We start from the raw sequence: 15484 nt of genomic DNA on the forward strand, positions 1-15484 counted from the left end.
AGACCGGGGGAGGGGATAAATGAACCGAGGATCAGACCATGGAACACGCCAACCAACGTCCCGTTCACTTCTATAAAAACGGCGCCCTGACCGGCGACGCCCGGCCGGTGGCGCAGGAATTTCCCGTGCGCCTGACGGTCAATGGGCGCGAACTGGCGACCCTGATCGCCTCTCCCCATCAGCTCAATTTTCTGGTGGCCGGGTTTCTCCGGAACCAGGGTTTTGTCGAGGTCCTCGACGACATTCTTCAACTCGGCGTCTGCGCCGAGTTCGGCGCCGCTCAGGTGCGCTTGAGGGGGGAGATTCCCGAGCGCCTCCAGCCGACCCTCACCTCCGGTTGCGGCACGGGCATCTCCTTCAATCTGCAGACGGGCTCCGCCACCCTGCCCCGTCCGGCCGCGAACCGGCAACGGGTCACCCCGGCGGCGATTTTCACCCTGATGCGCGAGCTGCAACAGCGGGCCGAGCAGTATCGCAGCCACGGCGGCATTCACTCGGCGGCGGTGGGGGACGGCGAAAAACTGCTCCTCTACGCCGAGGACCTGGGGCGGCACAACACCCTCGACCGCATCGCCGGCGAGGCGCTCTTCAAGGGGATCGACCTGGCCGGCAAGCTGCTCGTCACCTCGGGCCGGGTTTCCACCGAAATGGTCGCCAAGGCCGCGCGCCTCGGCATTCCCTTGATCGCCTCACGCACCTCGCCGACGGACATGGCGATCCGCATGAGCGAAGAGTTGGGCATCACCCTCATCGGCTATCTGCGCGGGGAGAGCTTCGAGGTCTACAGCCGGCCGGAAGGGCTCGCCGCGCCGAGGCGGAAAGCGAAGATCGCCGGGGTCAGCGCCGTCATTCTCGCCGGCGGCGAATCGCGGCGCATGGGCAGCGACAAATCGCTCCTCCCCTGGCATGGCGGGCGCTTCATCGAGCACATCCACCGACTGCTGGACGAGCTCTTCGACGAGGTCATCATCGTCACCAACTCGCCGGGACTCTACGACTCCATCCCCTGTCGCAAGGAGCCGGACATCTACTACAAGCAGGGCTCTCTGGCCGGGATCCATTCGGGGCTCTGCCATGCCCGCAACGAACGGATTTTCGTCGTCGCCTGCGACATGCCCTTTCTCTCCGAGGAAGTGATCCGCGCCCTCTGCGCCTGCGACCGGCAAGCCGAGGTCGTCATCCCCCGCAGCGAATGGGGGCTGGAGCCGCTGCATGCCTGCTATGCCAAATCCTGCCTGCCCGCCATCGAAGCGGTGCTCGATGCCGGCAAGAAGCGCATTGTCGGCTTCTTCCCCGAGGTCCGGGTGGTTGAAGTGGCGGCGGCGGAACTCAAGAAAATCGACCCGGAAGGCCTCTCCTTCCGCAACATCAACACCCCGGAGGAATACTTCGCCCTGCGCGACCAGGCCCTGGCCAGCACGGAAACAGCAGTCAGCGGGAAATTCGCCGCAAGGAGCTAGGCAAAATCCGCAAAGATCTTTATACTGACGACTTCTCCGAATCGCAGGGCCTACCGGGAACGGCCCCACGGCCTGCGATCCATGGGTTCGGCTGGAAACGGCCGGGCCTCCCGTTTGGAAAGGAGACCCTCGGTTGACCGACGCCCGGCGTCGGACCAGAGGCCCTTTCCCTGTGGGAAGGGCTTTTTTCATCCTTCAACCAGGGAGACACCCACCATGCACCAATTCCGTATCGTCCTCACCCTCTTTCTGTTCATCTCTCTCCTTGTCGCCCCGGCCTGGGCCGAGGAACGCCTGCGCCTGGCGACCACCACTTCCACCGAGAACTCCGGACTGCTCGCCGCCATCCTTCCCCCTTTTGAAAAAGCCCAGAACTGCAAGGTCGACGTCATCGCCGTCGGCACCGGCAAGGCCATCAAACTCGGCGAGGCCGGCGATGTGGATGTGGTCATGGTGCACGACCAGGCCAACGAGGAGAAGTTCGTCGCCGCCGGTTTCGGTGTCGAGCGCAAGGATCTCATGTACAACGACTTCGTGCTGCTCGGCCCGATCAGCGACCCGGCCGGGGTGCTCGGCAACGCCGACATCGCCGAGGCGCTGAAGAAGATCGCCACAAGCGGCGCGCCCTTCGTCTCGCGCGGCGACCTGTCGGGCACCCACAGCAAGGAGAAAGAACTGTGGCAGGCGGCGGGTGTCGCACCGGCCGGCGCCTGGTATCTGGAGGCGGGCCTGGGCATGGGCGAGGTCATTACCATGGCCGGAGAGCGCCAGGGCTACACCCTCTCCGACCGCGGCACCTGGATCGCCTTCGCCGCCAAGAACGATCTGCGTATCGTCGCCGAGGGGGACAAGCGGCTCTTCAACCCTTACGGCGTGATCGTCGTCAATCCCGAGCGCCATCCCCACGTCAAGGTAAAACTGGCCGAGGCCTTCGTCGACTTTCTCCTATCGGAGGAAGGTCAGAAGCTGATCTCCGGCTTCACCGTCAACGGCCAACAGCTCTTCTTCACCTACTGAGACTGAGGCAGCGTGTACTTTCTCGGCGACTCCCTGGGCACGGCCCTGGCCCTGCTGCTCAGTCTGGACAGGGAGGTCCTGACCACGGTCTGGACCTCCCTGTCCGTCTCCCTCGGGGCGATTCTCGCCGCCATGGTTGTCGCCGTCCCCCTGGGTGGAGTTATCGCCCTGCGGGAATTTCCCGGCAAGCGCCTGACCCTGACCCTGCTCAACACCCTGATGGCGATGCCGACGGTCGTCGTCGGCCTGCTCATCTACGGCCTGCTCAGCCGCCAAGGACCCTTCGGCGAGCACGGGCTGCTCTTCACCCCGGCGGCGATGATGCTCGGCCAGATCGTCCTGGCGGTGCCCATCGTCGCTCACTACACGGTGGCGGCGGTGGCCGGGGCCGACCCGCGCATCCTCCCCACCGCCCTCACCCTGGGGGCGGGACCGCTGCGAGCCATGCTCCAGATTTTCGTAGAGGTGCGTTTCGGCCTGGTGGCGGCGGTCGTCGCCGGTTTCGGCCGGATTATCGCCGAGGTCGGGGTGGCGATGATGCTCGGCGGCAACATTCGCGGCTATACCCGCACCATGACCACCGCCATCGCCCTGGAGACAAGCAAGGGAGAGTTCGCCTTCGCCCTCGCCCTCGGCCTGGTGCTGATGACCGTGGCGCTTTTGGTCAATCTTTTTCTCAATCTGCTGCAGCAGAGGTAACGCATGACGCCCCTCTATGAACTGAGCGACATCGAACATCACCGGGAGGGCCGCACGGTCCTCGCCATCGACCGGCTGGAACTTCTGCCGGGGCGCTTTTACGCCCTGACCGGGGCCAATGGCGCGGGCAAGAGCACCCTGTTGCACCTGCTCGCCCTCCTCGACCGGCCGAGCCGGGGGGAGTTGCGCATCGACGGTCAAAGCTTGCCGGGAAGCAACCGCCACCTCTACCGGCTGCGGCGGGAGATCACCCTGGTTCACCAGGCCGTCTTTCTCCTTTCGGGGTCGGTGGCGGACAATCTCGCCTTCGGCCTCAAACTGCGGGGGCTGTCCCGCCGCGAGCGGAACCGGCGCGCCCTCTGGGCCTTGCAGACCGTCGGCCTCGGGGATTTCGGCGAGCGGCGGGCGAACCGGCTCTCCGGCGGCGAAAGCCGGCGCGTCGCCCTGGCCCGGGCGCTGGCCCTCAAGCCCCGGGTGCTGCTCCTCGACGAACCGACCACCGGCCTCGACGAATCGAGCGCGGCGGCTTTCGAGGGTCTGCTCGCCGGCTTGCGCGACCAGGGGCTGTCGCTGGTCATGGCCAGCCATGACCGCGCCCTGGTGCAACGCCTGGGAGCCGAGGAAATTCGCCTCGCCGAGGGGCGGATTCTCGGCCGCCCCCTTGCCGGTTCAACCCAACACCGACTGGCTGTCGCCGGGAGTTCCCTATGCCTCAATCCTTCGAAAATGCCCGAGCGCTGATCCTCGCCCACATCGCCCCTCTGACCGGGGAGACCGTGCCCCTGCTCGATGCCGTGGGACGGGTGCTGGAACGGGAGTTTGCCGCGCCCTACGATCTGCCCCGCTTCGCCAACTCGGCCATGGACGGCTACGCCCTGCGCGCCGCCGACGCCCGCCCCGGAGCGCGGCTGCGGGTGACCGGCTACATCCCCGCCGGCGGTCGCGCCGAACCGGCGGTGGCAGTCGGCTGCGCGGTGCGCATCATGACCGGCGCGCCGATTCCTCCCGGCGGCGACACGGTCATCCCCGTCGAGGAGACGGACGGCGGCCTCGCCGAAGTCGTCCTGCAAGGATCGGCCACGCCGGGGGATCATATCCGCCGCCGGGGGGAGGATATTTCCACCGGAAGCCTCGTCCTAGCCGCCGGCACCCTGCTGCGCCCGGCGGAGATCAGCCTGCTCGCCAGCTGCGGCCGCACCCGGGTGAGCGTCCACCGGCGGCCGAAGGTAGCGATCCTCTCCACCGGCGACGAACTGGTGGAACCGGGAACCGAGCTGTCGCCGGAAACCATCGTCGACAGCAATTCCTGGGCGCTCGCCGCCGCCGTCCGCGAAGTCGGCGCCGAACCGGCCCTGCTCGGGATCGCCCGGGACAACCACGCCAGCCTGCGGGAGAAACTGCGCCTGGGCCTCACCGCCGACGCCCTCATCACCTCGGCCGGGGTCTCCGCCGGCGATCGCGACCTGGTCCGCGAGGTGCTGGAAGAGTTGGGGGTCAGGCCGCTTTTCTGGAAGATCGACATCAAACCGGGGCGCCCCACCGCCTTCGGCCTGGCCGGAAAGATACCGGTCTTCTCCCTCCCCGGCAATCCCGTCTCCAGCCTGCTGACCTTCGATACCTTCGTGCGTCCGGCGCTGCTGAAAATGCTCGGGCACCGCCAGGTGCTGCGGCCGCTGTTGCAGGCGACCCTGCAAGCGCCGGTCGCCAAGAAGGCCGGACGGGTGCATTTTCTGCGGGTGCGGGTCGGCCGCGTCAACGGCCACTTGACAGCGATCAGCGCCGGGGACCAGAATACCGGTATCCTCAGCACCCTGCTGCACGCCAACGGCGTCGCCGTCCTCCCCGCCGAGCGGGAGAACTTCGCCGCCGGAGAGACCGTCGACATCCACCTTTTCGAGCCGGAACTCGCCCCGGCCGAAGCCTGAACCCTAGCCTGGAGCTTTCATGAAGCACAAAGCCATCTCCTTCGTCGCCAAATCGGGAACCGGCAAGACCACCCTGCTGGAAAAAGTCATCGCAGAGCTTAAAGTCCGCGGCTACCGGGTCGGCGTCATCAAGCACGACGCCCACCAGTTCGACATCGACCATCCCGGCAAGGACAGCCATCGCCTCACCGCCGCCGGCGCCGACACCATGCTCATCAGTTCCCCGGCCAAGCTGGCGCTGGTCAAGCAGCACGCCGCCTCGCCCCCCCTGGAAGAACTGCTCGACACCTATTTCAGCGATGTCGATCTGATCGTCACCGAAGGTTTCAAAAAGAGCGGCCTGCCGAAGATCGAAATCCACCGCCAGGAACGCAGCGCCACTCTCATCTGCCGAGGCGAGGAAAACGACCCGACCCTGGTCGCGGTCGCCAGCGACGAACCGCTGGAACTCGACGTCCCGGTCCTCGATCTCAATGACGCTGCGGCCATCGTTAATTTTGTTATTAAGGAGTTAAGGCTGAAGGCTGAAGACTGAAGCCAAACCACTGACCCCCTTTATCCTTTTTCCTTTAGCCTTTTTCCTCCCTAAGGAGCCCCCCATGTTCGGACTTGGAACCCAGGAAATGCTCATCATTCTCGTGCTGGTGCTGATCGTCTTCGGCGCCGGGAAACTTCCCCAGGTGGGCAGCGCCCTCGGCAGCGGCCTGCGCAACTTCAAAAAAGGGATGAAGGACGACATCGAAATCGAGGAAGCCCGGATCGTTGAGGAGACCAAACCTCCGAAAATTTAAAAAGGATGGCAGCAGAGCTTGAACAACAAGGGCCACCCCGATTTGGGGTGGCTCTTGTTGTTTGCGGAGATTTCCGGGATGTCTTACTTAACGATAGTCACCGTACAGCGCGCCTCAGCGGCGACCTGATGGGAAACAGAACCGAGCAACCACTCGGCGATGCGAGTGCGTCCGCGATTGCCGAGAACGATCATGTCGACGCCACTCTGTTCGGCATAGTCGACGACCGTCTCGGCGGCATGACCGACCACGCAATCCGTGACGATCTCCACCCCAAACGCGGCGGCCTTGGCCTTGAGCGCCTCCTGGGCGGCTTCGAGCTTGGTTCGGGAGGCATTGATGATCGGTTCGAGATCCATCGAGACATCAATCAGATCCGGCACCTGCACCACCGACAGCACGACAATCCCACTCCCTTCCCGGCTGCGGGCAAAATCCAAGGCCAGATCAAAGGCTTTGTGCGACGCGGGGGAATCGTCAAAGGCCACAAGAATTTTCCGGTTTGGTTCGTCCATGATGTCCTCCCTGTTCAAATCCGGATATCGGGGATATTTTTCCCCAGCATAGTCGGGTTCCCCCCCCTGTCAATCCAACCTGCCGAGGTTTTTTCCGCCCCCCATCTGACTGTTTTTTTGGCAGCGCCCCCCTTCCGCGCCTGTTCCAGCAGCAGCCGCAGTCAGTTCAGCGGCCCTCATAAAGGCCACTACATTGCGGCAAATCACTGAATTTACAAGACATTTCCTCCTGTCAAGCGAGGATGAAAGGTTGGCCTGCTCTCTGCAAAAGGGGAAGTCAACCTGTCTTCCCCACCCTCGAAAGGAGACCGCCATGTCCGTCGCCCGCGAGAACACCCCTCTGATTCCCATCGAAGAAGCGGCACGCGCCCTGCACACCACCTCGATCAGCGTCTATATGCACATCAAGCGCAAGCTCATCGTCGGCCGCGAAGTTGGCGAACGCTGGTTCGTCGACGCCGAAAGCCTCACCGGCTTTCTCGCCCGGCACGGCGGCAAAGACCCGGTTCCAGTTCACCATGCCTGCCGCGGCTGTGGCGGCTCGTGCGGATAGACCATGGGCCTCGCCATCAAACCATCGGATCTGCAATACCGCTATCCCCGCAAGAAGGAGACCCGCGAGCTGTCCAAATTCGCCGGGCTGCCCGACCCCACCCCCTTCGACCGGGACGATCTCTACGAGATCATCCCCATGTTCGAGAAGGTGATGGACGAACTCGGCAGCGACGACGGCACGGTGCTGCACCGCCTCGAAGAACTTCTCAACCACGACCTGCCCCGCTGCATCGCCACCCGCGAAGAGGTCTTTCGCTGTCTGCTCGAAACGATGCGCGGTATTCTGGGGATGGCGCGGTGAGGGAGACTATCGGCGACCTGTGGGATTACCTCGGGCAAGCGCCGATCTGCGTCACCACCGGCGCCCTGGTCTCCCCCCGAGGGGAATGTATCATGCTCCGGGGATGCGCTCGCCAGGCGCGGGATCGCTTTCCGGAGCTGCCCCGACAACTCGGACAACTCCTCCGGCAAGGGGGCAACCAGGTTTACGAACTGGCGCACGGACTGGTCAGTTTTCCGGTGGAAGACTCACCATTCGAGGTTCCTGGCCTCGGCCGGATCGAGCGGTCCTGCGCCGAATTGCTGACCCTGGCCGATGCCCGTGGCTGGTCGCGCGTGGTGGTGCCCCGCCCCGGTTGCGGGGGCGGCGGTCTGCAATGGCAAGAAGTCCGACCGATTCTGAATAAATATTTCGATGAACGTTTTTGGGTCATCCACTCTTCCTAGTCCGTAGGATGCGGTGAGCGAAAAGGAACCGCATCAACCGGGGTCGCCCATTACAAAGCTACTATTGCGGCAAAACACAGAAAAATAGACCAGATCAATTTTACGATCCGCTCCACTTTCCCTGCCCATACTCGCTTCCTTCTCGATCCCCATCCGCGTTCATATCATATTGCCCCCCCTCACCCCCAAAAGACGCTCAGATGGCAATTTCACAGCAGCGGCCGCAGGTTGCCGAGATCGACGTCGACAAGGCCGTCGAGTTGACGAAGGATGGCGCACAGTTCTTCGTGTTCGGGGTGGTCGGGAAGATGCACGGCGCGGCGGGCGAATTCGGCGCGGTCGAAGGTTCCCCAGTTGACCAGGCGGCTGAAATAGACGGCAGCGCCGTAACGGCGGGCCAGGTCGACGAAGGCGGGGAGCTCCCGGTAGTTGTTGCGCTGGATGACGCAACTGAACTTGAGAGGGATGGCAAGGGTGGCGATGAAGTCGAGGTTGCGCAGCAGACGGTCGAAATCGCCGCCCCGGCGGTTTTCGGTATAGGTCTCGGCGGTCGCGGCATCGATGGAAATTTCCGCCGCCGTGACCAGCGGCTGCAGGTGGGCGAGTCCCGCCCAGGCGGCCGCGTCCCAGAGCTGACCGTTGGTGTGCAGGCCCACCCGACGCAGGTGCGGCCAGCTGCGCCGGGTGATCGCGGTCAGCAGCTCCCGGTAGCCGGGACTGCCGAAAGGATCGCCGTAACCGGAAACGATCAGTTCCTCGGCGTGAGGCGCGGCCTGCTCGACGATGCGTCGGGCGAGGAGATCGACCCGCTCCCGCCCGGCGGCATCGAGGAAGACCGGCGAGCGGCGGCAAGACGGGCAGCTCAGGTTGCAGCGGGGATCGAAACAGAGGTTGAGGATTTTCGGACCGAAGGGGAGTTGGACCTGGCCCCGTTCCAGGGCGGCGCGCAGCTCCGGGTCGGCGACTTCGGCCAGGGCCATGACCGGCGGGGCGACGGAAGCCAGACGCGGGCAGCGCTTGCGGCTGCAATTATGAAAGGTGCCGTTGAGGATGTTGCGGCGCAGACCCCGCGCGGCGGGGCCGTTCCAGATTTCCGCCAGGGATTGTTCGAACAGGTTCCCGATGGGGGTCTTCAGCCAAGCCGGACAGCAGCCGAAGACCGACCCATCGGGATGGATTTCGCACCAGATGAAGGGATGGGCGCAGATCCGCCGCGCGGCTGGTTCCATCCCCGCCTTCATCAATCGGCCTTGAGCGTGGTGTAAAGGACCGATTCACCGCGCTGTACCAGCAGACGCAGCGTATCCCCCTTCTTCACCTTACCCACGGCGGACTTGAAAGCCGCGACATTCGGGGTCGCCTTGCCGTTGACTTCGAGAATCACGTCGCCGCGCCGCAGCTGGCTGACGGCCGCCGAGCCGTTGGGATCGATGGCATTGATCAGCACCCCATCGGTCCCCTGGAGGCCGAGGCGCGCCGCCAGTTCCGGGGAGATATTGGAGAGGGACAGACCGAGCTGTCCCGGCTCGCCGTCTTCTTCCCCCTCTACCACCGCGCTTTGGCCATCCTCCAGCTTGGCGATCTTGACCTTCAGGGTCTTTTCCTTGCCGTCACGGAGAATGCCGAGCTCGACCGTCTTGTTTACCGGCGTCGCCGCCACCAGCCGGGGAAGATCCTTGGTTTCGTTCACTTCCGAGCCGTCGTAGCGGACGATGATGTCGCCGCGCTTGACCCCGGCCCGCCCGGCCGGCGAATCGGCGGTGACTTCGGCGACGAGCGCCCCCTTGGCCTCCTCGAGATCGAAGGAGTCGGCCAGTTCTTCAGTCATCGGCTGCACGCTGACGCCCAGCCAGCCCCGGGTGACATGACCGGTTTCCTTGAGCTGATCAAGAATGTCCTTGGCGGCGTTCACCGGGGTGGCGAAACCGATTCCCTGGCCGCCGGCGATGATCGCGGTGTTGATGCCGACGACCTGGCCGTCGCTGTTGAAGAGCGGGCCGCCGGAATTGCCGGGGTTGATCGAGGCGTCGGTCTGGATGAAGTCGTCGTAAGGCCCGGCACCGATCACCCGCCCCTTGGCCGAGACGATTCCAGCGGTCACCGTCTGTTCCAGGCCGAAAGGGTTACCGATGGCCATCACCCACTCGCCGACCTCCAGCTTGTCGCTATCCCCCAGCGCCGCCACCGGCAGGGCTTCCTTGGTCTCGATCTTGAGCAGCGCCAGGTCGAGCTTTTCATCCTGCCCCTTGATGGTCGCGTCGAAGGTGCGGCCGTCGGAGAGCTTGACCGTCACCGTGTCGGCGCCGTTGACGACATGGTCGTTGGTCATGATGTAGCCGTCCTTGGAGATGATGAAGCCCGAACCGAGAGCCTGTTTCTGGCTGGGACCCTGCGGCATCCCCTCGAAGAAGCGATTGAAGAAATCGTCGAAAAAGTCGTTGTGCGGGTTGAAAGGACTGCGCGGCTGCATCGGCCGCCGCTGCTGCTGCTTGGCCTTTTGCGCGGTGCTGATGTTGACCACCGCCGGTTTCAGTTCCTTGGCGAGCACGACGAAATCGGGGGGAGCCGCGGCCAGCCCGGAAAAGGGCAGACTCAGCAGCAGGGACAAGAGCAGGATGATGAAATGTGCCGGACGATGTTTCATGGGTTCCTCCGTGGTGCGTGGTTGGATGTGCGGCTATCCGCTCGTTTCCGGAAAATTGAGAATCACCCTCAGCCCCGGTTCGTTGTCTTCGAGCCGGATGCGGGCGTTGTGCAGCTGCGCCACCGCCGCCACCAGCGCCAGGCCGAGGCCGTTACCGGGGGTGGAGCGGCTTTCTTCCAGCCGATAGAAGCGCTGCAAGACCTTGTCCCGGGCTTCCGGCGGGATGCCCGGCCCGTTATCGGCCACGATCACTCGCGTTCCGCTCAGGGCCACCCAGATGCGTCCCTGGGGCGGGGTGTACTTGATGGCGTTGTCGAGCAAATTGGCGAAGGCCTGAAAGAGCAGGTCACGGTCCCCGCGCAGCTTCGGGGCGGAAAGCAGATGGGTCTCGATGTGCTGCTCTTTCTCGTCGGCCAGCGGTTCGTAGAATTCGATGACGTCCCGCAGCAGCTCGGCCGGATCGACCTCCTGAAAACCGGCGCGGCGGCTTCCCGATTCGACCTGGCCGATACGCAAAAGCGCCTTGAAGGTGGTCAGCAGGCCATCGGCTTCGGACACCGCCCGTTCGAGCAGCTCACGATTGTGCTCCTCCTGGGTCTGGCCGCGCAGCGTCTCCAGCAGATTACGCAGGCGCGCCAGGGGCGTGCGCAGATCGTGGGCGATGTTGTCGGAGACCTGGCGCACCCCGGCCATCAGGGCCTCGATCCGGTCGAGCATGTCGTTGAGATTGCCCGCCAGCTGATCGAAATCGTCCTGGGCGCCGCTCACGGGAATGCGCCGGGAGAGATCGCCGGTGATGATCTCGCGGCAGGTGTCGTTGATGCTCTCGACTCGGCGCAGAAAGCCCCGGCTGAGCAGGGCGCCGCCGACCAGGGCGAGAACGGCGGTGAGGGCCAGCCCCCAGGCCAGGGTCGAGACGATCAGCTGCTGGATCTTCTCCAGCTCGTGCACATCCCGCCCGACCAGCAGATTCAATCCCCCTTCCAGCTTGAACAGCCGCGCCCGGGCCACGTGCCCCTTCTTCGCGGCGCCCCGGTCCTCTTCCAGGCGAAAACTCAGCCAGCTGGCCCGAGGTTCCTCCCCCTGCGGCCAACGGCTCAGATTGCCGAGGAGCGGATGCAGGCGGCGGTCGGCGAGCAGATAGATCACCGGGCCGTTCGGCTCCCGAGCCATGCGCTCGGAGATCAGCGCGGTCAGTCCCGGCAGGCCGGTGCGGTCGTAGCGTTCCGCCAGCCCCACCACCTCGGCCTCGATGGCGGCGTCGGTCTGGCGTACCATGTAGCCCGCCGTCGACCAGTGGATGAAGCCGAGCAGCAGCAGCACCGAAGTGCCGAAGAGGGCCATGTAGAGCACGGCCAGGCGGAAGGTGCTGCTCGCCAGCAGCCTAGGCTTCGGCACGGAGCACGTATCCCGCGCCGCGCACGGTGTGCAGCAGCGGTCCTTCGAAATCTTTGTCGATCTTGCTCCGCAACCGGCTGATGTGCACGTCGATGACGTTGGTCTGCGGATCGAAATGATAATCCCAGACACTCTCCAGCAGCATGGTGCGGGTCACCACCTGGCCACTGTGCCGCAGCAGGTATTCGAGCAGGCGAAACTCCCGGGGTTGCAGTTCGATGTTGCGCCCGGCGCGGCGCACCGTGCGGGTCAGCAGATCCATCTCCAGGTCGGCGACCTTGAGCAGCGTGCGCGGGGCCTGCTCCCCCTCCCCCCGGCGGATCAGAGCTTCGAGGCGGGCGAGCAGTTCGGAAAAGGCGAAGGGCTTGACCAGATAGTCGTCGCCGCCGGCGCGCAACCCTTCGACCCGGTCGTCGACCTCGCCGAGGGCGCTAAGAAAGAGCGCCGGGGTCTTCCTGCCCGCCGCCCGCAGGGAACGGATCAGGGCCAGGCCGTCGAGCCCCGGCAGCATGCGGTCGACCACCAGGGCGTCGAAATCCTCTTCCAGCGCCCGAAAGAGCCCGTCCTTTCCGTCGCCGACGCGCTCGGCGCGATGGCCGCTCTCGCTGAGGCCCTTGACCAGATAAGCCGCCGTCTCGGCGTCGTCTTCGATAATCAGAATACGCATGATTCCTCGTTTTCATCCAAGATAGGCATTGGTCATTGTAGCCGCAAGGGGACCAACGAGCAACCGCGGGGCACCGCGAAGCTTGCTGACCTGGGATCATTCTACGCATCCCCCGTTACCGGGAGTTTGCCGGAAGATTACAATTTGGAAAGGTTGCTGAGAAGGCGAAGCGGGAGGGGATGGCGGTGGGAATTATCACCGCCCCCGCGCTGATTCAACGCGGGGGCGGCGTTTTGCCACGGGGATTTTACAGGTCGGCGATCTTCAGGACAATTTTGCCGAAATGCTTGTCTTCTTCCATCATGCGATGGGCCGCGGCCACCTCGTCGATGGGGAAGACCTTCTCGATGATCGGCACGATCGACCGGTCGGCGAAGCTGGGCAGGGCGCGCTTGATGAACTCGGCGATGATCTCCCCTTTTTCCGAAACCGGCCGACTGCGCAGCACCGAGCCGATGATCTGCTGACGCTTGACCATCATCAGGGCGAGGTTGAGCTCGGCCTTGATCCCGGAGATGACGCCGATGACCACCAGCTTCCCCTTGTAGCCAAGGGAATTCATGTTCGGGGCCAGATACTTGGCGCCGACGTGATCGAGAATCAGATCGACCCCCTTCTTGCTGGTGAACTCCTTGACCGCGTCGGAGAAGTCCGGGGTGATGGTGTAATCGATAACGAGATCGGCGCCGAGTTGCTTGACCCGCTCCAGTTTGCTCGGATGGGCGGTGACGATCTTCTTCACCTGCGGGGTCAGGGCGTTGGCCAGTTGCAGGGCCGCCGTGTTGACCCCACCGCCGCCGCCGTGAAGGATGGCAGTCTGGCCGTTTTTCAGCTCGCCGATCATGAAGACGTTGAGAAAGGCGGTGATGTACGATTCGCAAACGCAGGCCGCTTCCTCGAAGCTCATCGACGACGGCATCGGCATGACGTGATTGGCGTAGGCCACCGCGTATTCGGCGTAACCGCCGCCGCCAACCAGAGCCAGCACCCGGTCGCCCGGCTTCCACTCGCTCACCGCCGAGCCGACCGACTCGATGATGCCGGAAACCTCCAGACCGAGGATTTCCGAATCGCCGGGGGGGGCCGGATACTTCCCTTCCCGCTGCACCAGGTCGGGGCGGTTGATCGACGTCGCCGCGACCTTGATCAGAACTTCATTCTCCTTCGGCGTCGGTTTGGGCACTTCATCGACCCGCATCACTTCGACGCCGCCAAAACCATCCATCACCACTGCGCGCATAAACTCTCTCCTTGTAAAATGTAAGTGCGGAAAAACCGCCGAATGGGGTTTCCTGGCAAATAAAACAACGTATCGATTATAGGGAATTCAGAATCGGTTGCAAGGAGAAAGAGGACGGTCCCCGTGATGGTTTGTCCGGGGCGTGCCTATCGAACATTGCCTAAGTTATACAAATCGATTAATGTTTAAGGGTAACTTTTTTCACGGAGGGAAGGATGCCTATTACCAGCAAGGATATCGTGCCGCTCAAGGAAATGCGGGCACGGCTGACCGAACTGGCCGAAGACGCCTGTGCCGGTCGCGAGAAAATCATCACCCGCAATGGCAAGGCCTATGTGGCCCTGATCGATGCCCGGCGCCTCGATTACTATCATCGGCTGGAACGGGAGAATATTCACCTGGGGTTGCTGGATGAGGCGGCGCGGGGGTGGGACGATGTGGAGGCGGGCAATCTGCTGACGGTGGCCGAGCTCAAGAGCCGGTACGGACGGGACCGGTGACCCCGGCAACCCTGCGCGTCACCGGCAATTTTTCGCGCAATCTCGACGGCATCGAAGCCTTTCTGCGCGAGGTCGACGCCACCCAAGTCTTTGCCGAACTGCTCGACGACCTCTTTGCCGAAGTCTTCCCGGCCCTTGAGCGCTTCCCCGAGATGGGCGCCGATTTCTTTCACCATCCGCCGACCTGCCGCGAAACCCAAGTCCGAACCCAACAGCTGCGCCGCCGCCTGGGTCCGGAGACCAGCCTGCGCGAAGTGCTTCGCGGCGACTACCTGCTCCTCTACGCCCATCGCGAACGGGACATCTTCCTGCTCGCCATCCGCCACCACCGCCAGCTCTCCTTCGATCTCTCCGGACACTGGCCGGACTGAAGGGAAGCCAAAGGACGGTCATACCTCCAGAAACGCCGAGTGCAAATCCCCCAGCCCCACCACCAGGATGCGGTCGAGAAGCTTCGGCGCATCGCCGAGAACGGCGAAAATTTCGTTGGTCATCAGGCCGGCGATAATCGCCGCGCCATCCGGGGTCACCGGCAACGAGCCCGGCGGCTGCGCCAGCCCGGCGAAAATCCGCGCCAGCGGCTGGGAGGCGCCGACCTTGAGGGTGAGTACCTGCCCCTGCTCCCCCTGCACGGCACCGTGAACGAACCAGACGCCGACCGGCGCGGCCCGATGCAGGGCGAAGCGGCTCGGCCAGTTGTCGAGGCAATCGGCCACGACCTCGATACCGGCCGGAAGGGCAAACGCCTCGTCGATGCGCCCGGTCAGGGGGATGACTTCCACCGTCGAGTTGATCGCCGCCAGCCGTTCAGCGGCCACGGAGAGCTTCGCCCGGCCGATGTCCCCCTCGCCGTACAGGGTCTGCCGGTTGAGATCGGGCCAGTCGACCCTGCCGTCGTCGACCAGATAGAGGCGGCCGACCCCGGCGCGGGCGAGCAGTTGGGCGACGGTGGCGCCGAGTCCGCCGACGCCGCCGACCAGCACCGTGCTGCGGGCGAGGCGCCGCTGACGCTGCTCCCCCCATACCGGCAACTGCCGGGCGTAGCGCTGCGAAGGGTTGCCGCTCATCCCCCCGCCCCCGGCGGAAAGAGGGCGACGGTCGCGCCGTCGGGGATCAGCGTTTGCAAGCCGTCGAGATGGTGGATGTTGTGGCGATCGACCAGAATGATGGTGCCAGGGATGAGCGTGCCGTCGGCGTTGAGCAGCTTATCGAGAAAGGGAGTGGGAATTTCGGCCTGGACCCGGGTCAGCAGTTGCCGCACGTCGAGTCCCGGCGTCCAGGGGAGCACCAGGGTTTCGCGCTTGAGCAGCAGCCGCAGCAGGCTGTAGAAGCTGACCTGAACCACGG

Annotated in this window: 20 protein-coding genes and 1 riboswitch; of the genes, 12 read left to right on the forward strand and 8 right to left on the reverse strand. The window is 64.3% G+C overall.

The features are described from left to right. The first annotated feature begins 38 nt into the window (after nt 1–38). The 7 genes from fdhD to tatA all read left to right on the forward strand — a co-directional run bounded on the left by fdhD (nt 39) and on the right by tatA (nt 5892). Nucleotides 39–1460 carry a formate dehydrogenase accessory sulfurtransferase FdhD gene (gene fdhD / locus BQ4888_RS03495; protein WP_092053748.1) on the forward strand — a complete coding sequence of 474 codons (1422 nt, stop codon included), beginning with the start codon at nt 39–41 and terminating at the stop codon, nt 1458–1460. A gap of 22 nt (nt 1461–1482) precedes the next feature. After that, nucleotides 1483–1601: riboswitch (molybdenum cofactor riboswitch) on the forward strand. A 75-nt stretch (nt 1602–1676) separates the two neighbouring features. Next, a complete protein-coding gene (locus BQ4888_RS03500) occupies nt 1677–2477 on the forward strand; it encodes an ABC transporter substrate-binding protein (RefSeq protein ID WP_092053751.1) in 801 nt (266 codons plus the stop codon). A 12-nt stretch (nt 2478–2489) separates the two neighbouring features. Next, nucleotides 2490–3176, forward strand: coding sequence for an ABC transporter permease (locus tag BQ4888_RS03505; RefSeq protein ID WP_092053753.1), 687 nt, complete (start codon nt 2490–2492; stop codon nt 3174–3176). Between the two features lie 3 nt (nt 3177–3179). Then, a complete protein-coding gene (locus BQ4888_RS03510; protein ID WP_092053756.1) occupies nt 3180–3917 on the forward strand; it encodes an energy-coupling factor ABC transporter ATP-binding protein in 738 nt (245 codons plus the stop codon). Beyond that, nucleotides 3884–5101, forward strand: a complete 1218-nt coding sequence (locus BQ4888_RS03515; protein WP_092053757.1) for a molybdopterin molybdotransferase MoeA — start codon at nt 3884–3886, stop codon at nt 5099–5101. Before BQ4888_RS03510 ends, BQ4888_RS03515 begins: the two co-directional genes overlap by 34 nt. Nucleotides 5102–5120: 19 nt before the next feature. Further along, nucleotides 5121–5636, forward strand: a complete 516-nt coding sequence (gene mobB / locus BQ4888_RS03520; protein WP_092053759.1) for a molybdopterin-guanine dinucleotide biosynthesis protein B — start codon at nt 5121–5123, stop codon at nt 5634–5636. 64 nt (nt 5637–5700) lie between these two features. Further along, nucleotides 5701–5892: a twin-arginine translocase TatA/TatE family subunit gene (gene tatA / locus BQ4888_RS03525; protein WP_092053761.1), complete on the forward strand. Its 192-nt coding sequence runs from the start codon at nt 5701–5703 to the stop codon at nt 5890–5892. Between the two features lie 83 nt (nt 5893–5975). On the opposite strand, the gene BQ4888_RS03530 is transcribed toward tatA, so the two are convergent. Further along, entirely contained in the window at nt 5976–6407 is a 432-nt protein-coding gene (locus BQ4888_RS03530; RefSeq protein WP_092053763.1) for a universal stress protein, read from the reverse strand. Between the two features lie 313 nt (nt 6408–6720). Here BQ4888_RS03530 and BQ4888_RS03535 point away from each other — a divergent pair, with 313 nt between their 5' ends. The 3 genes from BQ4888_RS03535 to BQ4888_RS03545 are packed head-to-tail and all read left to right on the forward strand — an operon-like array spanning nt 6721 to nt 7688. Next, entirely contained in the window at nt 6721–6960 is a 240-nt protein-coding gene (locus BQ4888_RS03535; protein WP_092053765.1) for a hypothetical protein, read from the forward strand. A gap of 3 nt (nt 6961–6963) precedes the next feature. Further along, nucleotides 6964–7263, forward strand: coding sequence for a hypothetical protein (locus BQ4888_RS03540; RefSeq protein WP_092053768.1), 300 nt, complete (start codon nt 6964–6966; stop codon nt 7261–7263). Beyond that, nucleotides 7260–7688: a macro domain-containing protein gene (locus tag BQ4888_RS03545; protein ID WP_092053771.1), complete on the forward strand. Its 429-nt coding sequence runs from the start codon at nt 7260–7262 to the stop codon at nt 7686–7688. The genes BQ4888_RS03540 and BQ4888_RS03545 overlap by 4 nt, the downstream gene beginning before the upstream one ends. 209 nt (nt 7689–7897) lie before the next feature. On the opposite strand, the gene BQ4888_RS03550 is transcribed toward BQ4888_RS03545, so the two are convergent. The 5 genes from BQ4888_RS03550 to BQ4888_RS03570 all read right to left on the reverse strand — a co-directional run bounded on the left by BQ4888_RS03550 (nt 7898) and on the right by BQ4888_RS03570 (nt 13637). Beyond that, nucleotides 7898–8917: a radical SAM/SPASM domain-containing protein gene (locus BQ4888_RS03550; RefSeq protein WP_170232944.1), complete on the reverse strand. Its 1020-nt coding sequence runs from the start codon at nt 8915–8917 to the stop codon at nt 7898–7900. 11 nt (nt 8918–8928) lie between these two features. Further along, nucleotides 8929–10332, reverse strand: a complete 1404-nt coding sequence (locus BQ4888_RS03555) for a DegQ family serine endoprotease (protein ID WP_092053775.1) — start codon at nt 10330–10332, stop codon at nt 8929–8931. A gap of 33 nt (nt 10333–10365) precedes the next feature. Further along, the gene (locus tag BQ4888_RS03560) at nt 10366–11730 is read right to left on the reverse strand and encodes a sensor histidine kinase (RefSeq protein ID WP_205748041.1); all 1365 of its coding nucleotides are present in this window, start codon (nt 11728–11730) and stop codon (nt 10366–10368) included. Next, the gene (locus tag BQ4888_RS03565; RefSeq protein WP_092053777.1) at nt 11717–12397 is read right to left on the reverse strand and encodes a winged helix-turn-helix domain-containing protein; all 681 of its coding nucleotides are present in this window, start codon (nt 12395–12397) and stop codon (nt 11717–11719) included. The genes BQ4888_RS03560 and BQ4888_RS03565 overlap by 14 nt, the downstream gene beginning before the upstream one ends. A 247-nt stretch (nt 12398–12644) precedes the next feature. After that, nucleotides 12645–13637: an NAD(P)H-quinone oxidoreductase gene (locus BQ4888_RS03570; RefSeq protein WP_092053780.1), complete on the reverse strand. Its 993-nt coding sequence runs from the start codon at nt 13635–13637 to the stop codon at nt 12645–12647. Nucleotides 13638–13852: 215 nt separating this feature from the next. On the opposite strand from BQ4888_RS03570, the gene BQ4888_RS03575 reads away from it, so the two are divergent. Together BQ4888_RS03575 and BQ4888_RS03580 are read left to right on the forward strand one after the other, a co-directional pair. Further along, nucleotides 13853–14137, forward strand: a complete 285-nt coding sequence (locus BQ4888_RS03575; RefSeq protein WP_092053783.1) for a type II toxin-antitoxin system Phd/YefM family antitoxin — start codon at nt 13853–13855, stop codon at nt 14135–14137. Next, nucleotides 14134–14508, forward strand: coding sequence for a type II toxin-antitoxin system RelE/ParE family toxin (locus BQ4888_RS03580; protein ID WP_092053785.1), 375 nt, complete (start codon nt 14134–14136; stop codon nt 14506–14508). The genes BQ4888_RS03575 and BQ4888_RS03580 overlap by 4 nt, the downstream gene beginning before the upstream one ends. 18 nt (nt 14509–14526) lie before the next feature. Here the strand turns inward: BQ4888_RS03580 and BQ4888_RS03585 are convergent, their stop codons facing one another. Both BQ4888_RS03585 and BQ4888_RS03590 read right to left on the reverse strand, forming a co-directional pair. Continuing rightward, nucleotides 14527–15204, reverse strand: coding sequence for a HesA/MoeB/ThiF family protein (locus BQ4888_RS03585; protein WP_092053788.1), 678 nt, complete (start codon nt 15202–15204; stop codon nt 14527–14529). Further along, complete coding sequence (locus BQ4888_RS03590) at nt 15201–15482, reverse strand: MoaD/ThiS family protein (RefSeq protein WP_092053791.1); 282 nt, start codon at nt 15480–15482, stop codon at nt 15201–15203. Before BQ4888_RS03590 ends, BQ4888_RS03585 begins: the two co-directional genes overlap by 4 nt. Nucleotides 15483–15484: the final 2 nt, after the last annotated feature.

Origin of the sequence: Desulfuromonas acetexigens (assembly GCF_900111775.1) — a bacterium.
Classification (GTDB): Bacteria; Desulfobacterota; Desulfuromonadia; order Desulfuromonadales; family Trichloromonadaceae; genus Trichloromonas; species Trichloromonas acetexigens.

Bases quoted from the DNA above. Each gene is read 5' to 3' on its own strand.
- mobB (WP_092053759.1), top strand. From the start codon at position 5,121: ATGAAGCACAAAGCCATCTCCTTCGTCGCCAAATCGGGAACCGGCAAG.
- BQ4888_RS03535 (WP_092053765.1), top strand. From the start codon at position 6,721: ATGTCCGTCGCCCGCGAGAACACCCCTCTGATTCCCATCGAAGAAGCG.
- BQ4888_RS03510 (WP_092053756.1), top strand. From the start codon at position 3,180: ATGACGCCCCTCTATGAACTGAGCGACATCGAACATCACCGGGAGGGC.
- BQ4888_RS03515 (WP_092053757.1), top strand. From the start codon at position 3,884: ATGCCTCAATCCTTCGAAAATGCCCGAGCGCTGATCCTCGCCCACATC.
- fdhD (WP_092053748.1), top strand. From the start codon at position 39: ATGGAACACGCCAACCAACGTCCCGTTCACTTCTATAAAAACGGCGCC.
- BQ4888_RS03540 (WP_092053768.1), top strand. From the start codon at position 6,964: ATGGGCCTCGCCATCAAACCATCGGATCTGCAATACCGCTATCCCCGC.
- BQ4888_RS03555 (WP_092053775.1), bottom strand. From the start codon at position 10,332: ATGAAACATCGTCCGGCACATTTCATCATCCTGCTCTTGTCCCTGCTG.
- BQ4888_RS03550 (WP_170232944.1), bottom strand. From the start codon at position 8,917: ATGGAACCAGCCGCGCGGCGGATCTGCGCCCATCCCTTCATCTGGTGC.
- BQ4888_RS03565 (WP_092053777.1), bottom strand. From the start codon at position 12,397: ATGCGTATTCTGATTATCGAAGACGACGCCGAGACGGCGGCTTATCTG.
- BQ4888_RS03500 (WP_092053751.1), top strand. From the start codon at position 1,677: ATGCACCAATTCCGTATCGTCCTCACCCTCTTTCTGTTCATCTCTCTC.
- BQ4888_RS03570 (WP_092053780.1), bottom strand. From the start codon at position 13,637: ATGCGCGCAGTGGTGATGGATGGTTTTGGCGGCGTCGAAGTGATGCGG.
- BQ4888_RS03585 (WP_092053788.1), bottom strand. From the start codon at position 15,204: ATGAGCGGCAACCCTTCGCAGCGCTACGCCCGGCAGTTGCCGGTATGG.
- BQ4888_RS03575 (WP_092053783.1), top strand. From the start codon at position 13,853: ATGCCTATTACCAGCAAGGATATCGTGCCGCTCAAGGAAATGCGGGCA.
- BQ4888_RS03530 (WP_092053763.1), bottom strand. From the start codon at position 6,407: ATGGACGAACCAAACCGGAAAATTCTTGTGGCCTTTGACGATTCCCCC.
- tatA (WP_092053761.1), top strand. From the start codon at position 5,701: ATGTTCGGACTTGGAACCCAGGAAATGCTCATCATTCTCGTGCTGGTG.